Origin of the sequence: [Clostridium] symbiosum ATCC 14940 (assembly GCF_000466485.1) — a bacterium.
GTDB classification, from domain to species: Bacteria; Bacillota; Clostridia; order Lachnospirales; family Lachnospiraceae; genus Otoolea; species Otoolea symbiosa.
In genome coordinates, this window is sequence record NZ_KE992986.1 from 1 (window position 1) to 8,981 (window position 8,981).

4 protein-coding genes are annotated in these 8,981 nt (G+C 49.4%); all 4 read left to right on the plus strand.

Annotated elements, in window-relative coordinates:
- Positions 1-185 precede the first annotated feature (185 nt).
- The 4 genes from CLOSYM_RS16725 to CLOSYM_RS16740 all read left to right on the plus strand — a co-directional run bounded on the left by CLOSYM_RS16725 (position 186) and on the right by CLOSYM_RS16740 (position 8,947).
- Positions 186-5,039, plus strand: coding sequence for a nicotinate-nicotinamide nucleotide adenylyltransferase (locus CLOSYM_RS16725; protein WP_044902690.1), 4,854 nt, complete (start codon positions 186-188; stop codon positions 5,037-5,039).
- A 28-nt stretch (positions 5,040-5,067) separates the two neighbouring features.
- Entirely contained in the window at positions 5,068-6,318 is a 1,251-nt protein-coding gene (locus CLOSYM_RS16730) for a Rossmann-fold NAD(P)-binding domain-containing protein (protein ID WP_003497211.1), read from the plus strand.
- 95 nt (positions 6,319-6,413) lie between these two features.
- The gene (locus CLOSYM_RS16735; protein ID WP_021643025.1) at positions 6,414-7,508 is read left to right on the plus strand and encodes a flavodoxin family protein; all 1,095 of its coding nucleotides are present in this window, start codon (positions 6,414-6,416) and stop codon (positions 7,506-7,508) included.
- Positions 7,505-8,947 (plus strand): phospholipase D-like domain-containing protein, encoded by a 1,443-nt coding sequence (locus CLOSYM_RS16740; RefSeq protein ID WP_021643026.1) that lies wholly within the window; start codon positions 7,505-7,507, stop codon positions 8,945-8,947. Before CLOSYM_RS16735 ends, CLOSYM_RS16740 begins: the two co-directional genes overlap by 4 nt.
- The last annotated feature ends 34 nt before the right edge of the window (positions 8,948-8,981 follow it).

The window sequence follows — 8,981 nt, forward strand, 5'->3', positions numbered from 1 at the left end:
ACACCCCACCCCCCCGTCCGCTGGCCGTACCGGCTGCGTCCTCACCTGCTTAACTAAATCTCCAATTCCGCTGGATTGAAGAAAGACGAGGTGGTATAATGTACAATAAGCAAAAAACAGTGCCCCATAGCGGAACTGAGCTGCTGATATATGCCATCCCAAATTCCAATCAAGGAGGAACCGGAATGAGTAAAAAACAAATCCGCCAGATTATCACCGATCTCACCGAAAAGCTGTGCCGCAAAGATTTTCTTGAGAAATCCGGCTTAAGCAAGAAAAACATTTTGATGTTAATGAATAAAGAACACTGGGAAGAGCAGTTAATCCGTCTTATTCCTATTAAAAAGCGGGTATCCTGCCGCCTTGTCTTTGAAATCTGTGAAGAACCGCTGGCCCTGCTCGGCAGGGAGCCGGAAGAGGGCTGGATGAAATTCACATACCAGTATGCCTGCCATATTCTGTATCCTGACGCAGAATTTTCCAAAGAAACGGACAGATTTTCAGCAGGAGCTTTGTTCTATCTCGAAATTCTCCAGTATTTTTTCAATATGGAGCGCGAGATACTGCCCTATGATCCGCTTTACGATTTCGGCTTTCTGATTGATGAGGAGGCCGGTAAATTTGAGACCTATGAGGAATACAAACGGTTAAAACAAACTTTCATTAAAGAATATATCTATGAGATGATGCGTCTGAATGCCGATGTCACTCCCTTTAGGACGCTGGAACATATCGCCGGAGTCCATTATGTGGCTATGACCGTGGGACGCGGCCTGTGGGAGGCCGGAGTTCCCATCGATCTGGCGCTGACATCCGGGGCCGCCGCCGGCCATGATCTGGGTAAATTCGGCTGCAAGCCGAATGAGCGCGTTCCCTATCTCCACTATTACTATACAAACCAGTGGTTTAACAATCACTCCATGGAATATACAGGCCATATAGCGGCCAATCATTCTACCTGGGATTTGGAACCGGAGAACCTGTCGGTGGAATCGCTGGTATTGATTTACTCGGATTTCCGGGTAAAACAGAGCCGGGGAGAGGATGGCAGGGAGATTACTTATATTTCCAGTCTCGATGAGGCGTTTAATGTCATCTTGTCCAAACTGGACAATGTGGACGAGACAAAGCTGAACCGCTACCGCTTCGTATATTCCAAGCTGCATGACTTCGAGGATTACATGCGTTCCCTGGGAGTGGATGTGGGGCTGGACGGCCATCCGGTAAAACGGGCGCCCCTTCCCGACATTTCGCTCAGAAATACGGAGCAGACCATAGAGTCTCTCGTTTTTATGGGAATAGAACATAATATTGAAATCATGCACCGCATGGCGGCGGAACGCCAGTTTGGAAATCTTCTGGAGGCGGCCAGAAGTGAGAAGAGCTGGAAGAATGTCCGCGCCTACCTGAATATTTTTGAAGAATATTTCACCTATACAAACGATAAGCAGAAAGAACAGACGCTTGGGTTTCTATATGAGCTTCTCATGCATAGGGAAGGTGATATCAGGGCGCAGGCGGGCAAGCTCCTGGGCCACGTGATTGCCCGGTTTAACGCGGGGTATCGGAAAGAACGTCCGGCCGATATGCCGGACATCGCCGAGGCACGGGTGATGGAGCTTTGGAATGAATATCTTGAGATGATTATCCGTCCGGATCACAAGCTCACAGTCCAGCAGAAACGCCGTATCCGTTACAACCTGAAGGTGGTTCTGGATTCTGTGGTGGAGTATGCGGGAGCCGCGGATTTCCATCATTTCCTCCATGCATTTTTAAAATGGTATGAACGGGGGGAAGAGCTGGAGCCGGGGGAGGCATTCGTACTGTTGGATACCGTGCATTTCATGCCGTTTGAACTTTTCAGTGAAGAGGAACTGGGCAGGGTCGGAAGATTCGCCATTTATGAGGCGGATTCCAAAGAGGCGGAAGTGAGAATTGCCGCATGGCGCGCATTCAAACTCATCACGGCATATCAGCCGTCTCATCCCTGCTGTAAGGACATCGCTGAATGCGTGATGGAGACAACGGTGGAAGGTGATATTACGATGACCTTCCTTCAGTACCGTGTGTTAAATAATCTTGGATACGATACGGAGCTTCAGCAGAAAGCGCTTTACGACCGCGATGTGGTTTCCGACATTTTCCTCGATAACCTGAAGACATCCACGCCCTGGATTATCAAGGCGGTCAACATAAAACTTCTGGTGGATCAGATTGATCATGGAAAATATGAGCATATACTGCACATTGCCGCCCATTTTTCAAATCTGATCAAAGTGAGTGAGCATGTGGTTGTCCGCCATGACGCCGGCCATGCCCTGCTTCGGATTATTGAGCTGCTGACCCCGGATCAGAGAAATGAGATCTCGGTCGAGCTGGTGAAGGGCCTGGAAGTTGGAGAATATGAATTTTCCAAATATATTCCCCGCTATCTGGGAGAAGTGGCACTGTGGCTGCCGACCGAACAGCTGGACGAAATACTTGTTTATTTAAGCAGCCTGATGGCCAGCCCGAATGACAGAATCGTATCGGTGGCGCTCGATACGGTGGGCATACTTTTGGAGTGCTATCCCTGTTACCGGGAGCGGTTCATGGATGAGAAGGACGGCTGGGAGTGCCGGAGACGCAGATTTCTGGGAATGCTTCTGAACGGTCTCGCCAATTACAGGGAGACAGTAAGCCAGGAGGCTCTTCTTGTAATCGGCCAGACGGTGTTTGGTTCAAAGCGGCTAACCTGCAGTGAAAAGAATGAAATATTCTCACTCTGCTTCAGAAAACTGCTGTTTTTATTAAATGAAAATAAAGGGGATGAGCTGACCGCTTTCTACCGTGCGGCCGCTCTGTCCAATATCTGCCGTTTCATCACGGAATACCGTTTGACGGAAGGGGATTTTACAATAGGCGAACGGAATGCGGTGGCATTCTTCCCGGGGACGTTTGATCCGTTTACTCTGTCGCATAAGGAAATCGTACGCGAAATACGGAATATGGGATATGAGGTTTATCTGGCGGTGGACGAGTTTTCATGGTCCAAGAAGGCGCAGCCCCATCTGATCCGGCGCCAGATTGTCAATATGTCTGTGGCCGATGAATTTCATGTAAACCTGTTCCCGGATGACATTCCCGTTAATATTGCAAATCCGGCGGATTTAAAGCGGCTGAAGGAAGTATTTGCCGGCAGGGAAGTATATATTGTGGCCGGAAGCGACGTGATAGCCAACGCTTCTTCCTATAAAAAGGAACCATGTGAGAATTCCATCCATTCGATGAACCATATAGCTTTCCGCCGTGTCGGAGATGTCAGGTCTGATAACCGGTTTAACAGAAAAATGATGGAGTCCATTACGGGAAAAGTATATGAACTGGAGCTTCCGGAACACCTGGAGGACATCAGCTCCACAAAAATCAGGGAAAATATCGATATGAACCGCGACATTTCCAACCTGATTGATCCGTCTGTCCAGGAATATATTTATTACAACGGCCTGTATCTGAGAGAGCCGGAATACAAGCCAATTATCCGGGCCAGGGCAATTGTATTTGAGGAACCGGGGGAGCCGGATGAGGCGCTTCTGTGCGAGATTTCAGAGTCGGTACTGCGGGATGAGGAACACAGGGCCCAGATAATGGAATCAATCCGCGCTGCGGGTGACAACCTGCTTCTGCTGAGAAATACGGTGGAGGACAACCGCCTGGTGGGAGTTGCCAGGTTCCGCTATCTGGCTCCGGATGAGCTGTTTGCAGTATTGAAAAAGGTAGATTTGGCAGATCTGGTCCGCCGCCACACTTCAGGGGAAATTCTTCTGATATCGGGAATCCATGTGGAAAAGGAACCGGCGATTTATGACGCGGAGCAGCTTCTTCTGGCGGAGGTGATCGCCCGCTCCTTCGCCTGGAAATGCGGCTATGCCATATTTTTCCCATATGAGGGAGTGTGCCCGAAGCGCGTAAGCTCAGTCATTGAACGGCAGGGCTTCGTTAAGGCGCCGGAATTCCAGGAGGATGCGCCTTTGTTCCTGGTGGATATGCATGCGCCGCTTCTGCTGATGCAGAATCTGGAGACAACGCTGAAGGAACCGTTTTCCAGCAATCCCAGGGTATTAAAAGCCATTTACAAAGCGCATCATGATTTGCAGAGAACGATGACGGGTCTGTATCCGGGGCAATTGGTTCTGTCACTTTCCGCAAGTCTGATATATCACCGGCTTGTAGATAAAATAACTACTCTGAACGGGGTGCCGAGAGAACCGGTGGAGCCGAGAATACTGGGTGAGTATATGTGTGTTCCCTTCGGCAAGATTCTGAGAGGAAAGGTAATACCTAATACGGTGACAAAAACACTCCATACCGATAAGGTATTTGACCCGGAACTGAAGGAAGATGCCATTGAAGCATTCCCTTACTATTCCCCTCTGAGCAGCCAGATAAAAGGAATCAAATCCTTTGACCGGCCTGTAATCCTGGTGGATGATTTACTGCACCGGGGAGGCCGTTTTGAGGCTCTGGAACCGATGTTCAAGGAAGCAGGGGTGGAGATCAAGAAAGTGCTTCTTGGACTGATTTCCGGGTATGGACGCGATACGATGGCGACAAAGGGAGTGGAGGCAGACAGCGTTTACTTTGTGCCGAACCTTAAATTCTGGTTCGTGGAGTCCACGCTTTATCCCTTTGTCGGGGGAGATACGGTCCGCCGTGATACGGTACAGGTGGCCGGCCTGACTCCATCCATTAATATGATACTGCCCTATGCGGTGCCGCCGCTGAAAGACTGCAGCAGCGATTCACTGTTTGAATTTTCGGCCTGCTGTATCAGAAATGCCAGGGATATTATGCTGGTCCTCGAGGCCGAATACCGCGATCTGTTTGCAAGAAACCTGACTCTCAGCCGGTTATCAGAGGCGGTCATTCTTCCCCTCTGCCCGGATAAAGGGGACTGCGTAAGCTATGATCCGAACCTGGCTGCGTCGGTATATCTGGAAAATGATCTCCAGATGCTCTACCGGACAAAAAAGGCGGCGGGGCATGAGCATGACAGGTAGAGAAGCATTTTAAAGAAGGAGGAGAAAAATGTACTATTACAAAATAGAGGGACAGCTCTGCTGTTCACTGGACGGCAGCCTGCCGTATGAAAAAACAGAAGCCCCGAAGGAGGTGACCTCTCTTGTATATCTTTTTGACAGGGAGCCGGGAAGCTGCCGCGCATCGTTTAAGGTCAATGATTCCTCCATGCTGTTTGCTGAAAAAGAGGATTCTTCATGGCTTTGCAGCGTGAAGCTGGAAGAGGCGGCCGGGGGAAAAAAGGCTGACGAGTGGACGGAAAGCGTAATCAGGGCAGGAAAAATGCGCGCCGTGAACCTGCGTCATCCTAAATTTATCGAGATACTCAGGGAAAGACAGGAGGGCGGCAAAAAGCGCGTGAATGTGCTGGCAATCGGGGATGTGGGGAGTACGCTTCTCACCGGCCTTCACCTGCTGGGCGGCGATGTGATAAGCTCCATCGGAATATGTGATATTTCCGATAAAGTGACGGCCAGATGGGAATTTGAGGAGAACCAGATTGCATACCCGTGGGATTACGACGCCCTTCCGGAAATAGATATCGTGAGTGCGGAGGATCTCTTCAAATGCGACGTTTTTGTTTTTGTGGCCTCCAAAGGGATTCCGCCGGTTGGTTCAGGAGTCAAGGACGTGAGAATGTACCAGTTTGAAAACAATTCTAAAATCGTGGCCCAGTATGCCAGACAGGCAAGAAAAGAAAATTTTAAAGGTCTTTTTGCCGTCGTGTCTGATCCGGTCGATCCGCTGGCAAAAACGGCCTGGCTGGAGAGCAATAAGGATGACAGCGGTGTTCTGGATTATCAGGGACTCCGCCCTGAGCAGGTTCATGGATTCGGGCTGGGCGTCATGAATGCCCGGGCCGCATATTTTGCAAAACGTGACGAACGCTTTAAACGGTTTCTGACAGAAGGCCGCTCCTTTGGCCCACACGGTCAGGATCTGGTGGTAGCGGATTCCATCACGGATTATAATGATGAACTGTCGAAAGAGCTTACGGAATTAACCGTGACGGCAAATCTTCATATGAGGGCTATCGGCTTCAAACCGTTTATCGCCCCTGCTTATTCCTCGGGAGCCATTTCCCTGGTTCTGATGATGCGCGGAGAATGGCACTGCGGCTCCGTCTTCCTTGGAGGAATCTATATGGGTGTAAAGAACCGGTATACCGCATTCGGCCTTGAGACAGAGGTTCTGCCTCTGCCGGAACAGCTCTACCGTAGAATTGCCGCAGCAGAGGATAATTTAAAGAAAATTGTATAACCTGATGTTCAGAGAGAGCCCGGCGCTTTTGGCAGACTAAGCGTCGCGGACTCTGCATAGAAAGCGAGTCGTGCCGTAAGAAAGGAAGCGTTGGTGTGAACAGTTCGGATATCATTGTGGTTAAGCTGACGGACATTGAGAGCGCACAGTCGGGGCGTCTGGAGGGCGTGCTGGATGTAGCGCTTAAAGGGCGTTCTGTCTATGAGATTCACAGAGCGGAGGAAATGACTTATTTTTTAAAAGACACAGCAGGCGGTTCAAAGCGGCTGCTGTTTGCCGTTTCCCTCGGGAAAACCGGAATTAATCTGGAATATTACAGAGTGATTCAATTTCTCAGGGAACATCCGGGTATGCTGGAGGGCTGGACAGGCGGAATTATCGTAGATGCCGACAGTGAACTTTTTACCAAATCTGCAGCCAGGGAACTTACCTTTACGGCTAACTTCGCCGGCTGTACTTTTGTGGGCCGTCCTCTGGTTGAAGGTACAAGTTCCCTGGCGAATTTTGCCATCGTAGCCCAGAATATGGATACGGATTTAATGACTGCTTACCAAAAGAGCGCCGGGCTTCTGGTCCAGGAGATTCTGGATTTTAAAAATCCCGTGTATGAATGTCCGGATCTGCTCGTCCTGCACGCATCCAGCCATCAGACATCCAATACATTTGCCGTATGGAATGCGGTGAGGGAAAAATTGGAAGGTTTTCATATTACGGAAATTGGGCTTAGAAACGGCACTCTGTCCGACTGCTCCGGCTGCCCCTACAGAATGTGTCTCCACTTCGGGGAGCAGGGAAGCTGCTTTTACGGCGGGGTTATTGCGGAAGATGTTTATCCGGCTGTGAAACGGGCCAATGCTGTTGTGATGCTGTGTCCCAATTATAACGATGCCCTCTCGGCAAATATGACGGCATTTATCAACCGGCTGACCGCATTGTTCAGAACTACGAGATTTTACGACAAAGCGCTGTTCGGCATTATAGTCTCCGGTTATTCAGGCAGTGATATAGTTGCCGAACAATTGATTGCAGCTCTCAACATGAACAAGACATTTTATCTTCCGGGAAATTTTGCGATGATGGAGACGGCCAATAAAGCGGGAACGGCGATGAAGCTGCCCGGGATTGAAGCGCGGATTGAAAAGTTTGCCGCCAATATTACTAAAACGCTGAAAAAAGAGGAAATGGAATGAAACATAAAAACAAAAAGCGCCTCTGGCTCCTGCCTGTCCTAATTCTGCTGTATCTGGCTGTGGGGGCCGTTTTTCCCTTCCTTAATTATAAAGAAGTAAAGGAGGGAACCGGTCTGCTGCCGGAACTTGCATCAATGGTGGACGGAAAGCAGGATGCTTTTGTTGACCGTGCAATGATTCTTGAGACAAATCTAAGCGCCTGGGAGGAACGTCTCCGTCTGATAAACCAGGCGGAGGAGCGGATTATTCTGTCCACCTTTGATATGAGGGATGGGGAAAGCACGAAAGATCTTCTTGCCCTGATCCTGGAGAAGGCGGATCAGGGAGTAAAGGTGCAGATAATGGTGGACGGTTTTTCCGGGCTGGTCAGAATGACGGGAAGGAGCCTGTTTCATGCCGTGTCGTCCCATCCTAATATCGAGATACGCCATTACAACCCGATTAATTTACTTAAACCCTGGAAAACCCAGGGGAGGATGCACGACAAGTATGTGATTGTAGATGATATCGGTTATATTCTCGGCGGGCGCAATTCCTTTGATTACTTTATAGGCGATTATGACACGGAACACGGGAGTCTGGATCGGGAGGTTCTTGTTTATAATTCGGCACATGGCACAAACGACGGACTGAGCAGCTCCCTTTATCAGGTTGAAAATTATTTTCAGGGCGTCTGGAACCTTGAAGTGACAAAGCCGTTTGCCGACAGTGAAAAACTGGAGGACAGGAAAAGCGTTGCCGAAAAGCGGGAGATGCTGAGAAACAGGATGAACTCCCTCAGAAAAGACAATCCGGAGCTGTTTGCCAGCCCGGATTATGAAAAGCAGACCTATGAGACGGAAGGCATCTGCCTGGTAACTAATCCTACCGGGATATACGCAAAAGAGCCGGAGGTATTTTATCAGCTGACACAGCTTATGAAAGCGGCCGGAAAAGAGACAGAAATCCATACCCCTTATCTCGTATGCAATACATATATGGAAAACCGCCTAAAAGAAGTGAAGGAAGCCGTACCGGATATGAAAATAGTCCTCAATTCGGTAGAAAACGGAGACAATTTCTTTGCATCCAGCGACTATTTGCGCAGAAAAAAAGACCTGACGGCTCTGGAAATCCCTCTTTACGAATATGACGGAGGGATTTCGACCCATGGAAAGTCCTTTACACTCGGGGACGACATCGCGGCAGTCGGTTCCTATAATTTTGACTTGAGAAGCACATATCTCGATACGGAGCTGATGCTGGTAATCAAAAGCGTGGGGCTGACCAGAGAACTCAAAGGTCATTTCGATGCCATCAGGGAGGATTGCCGCAGAGTAGTGAATGCGTCGGAGTATGAGACGCCTTCTCATATTAAGGTGGCTGAAATCCCGGGATGGAAGAAGCTGGCCATGAAAATAACGGGGATTGTGATGGCGCCGTTCCGGTTTCTTGTGTAGTTAATTAAGCAGGTGAGGACGCCGCCGGTACGGC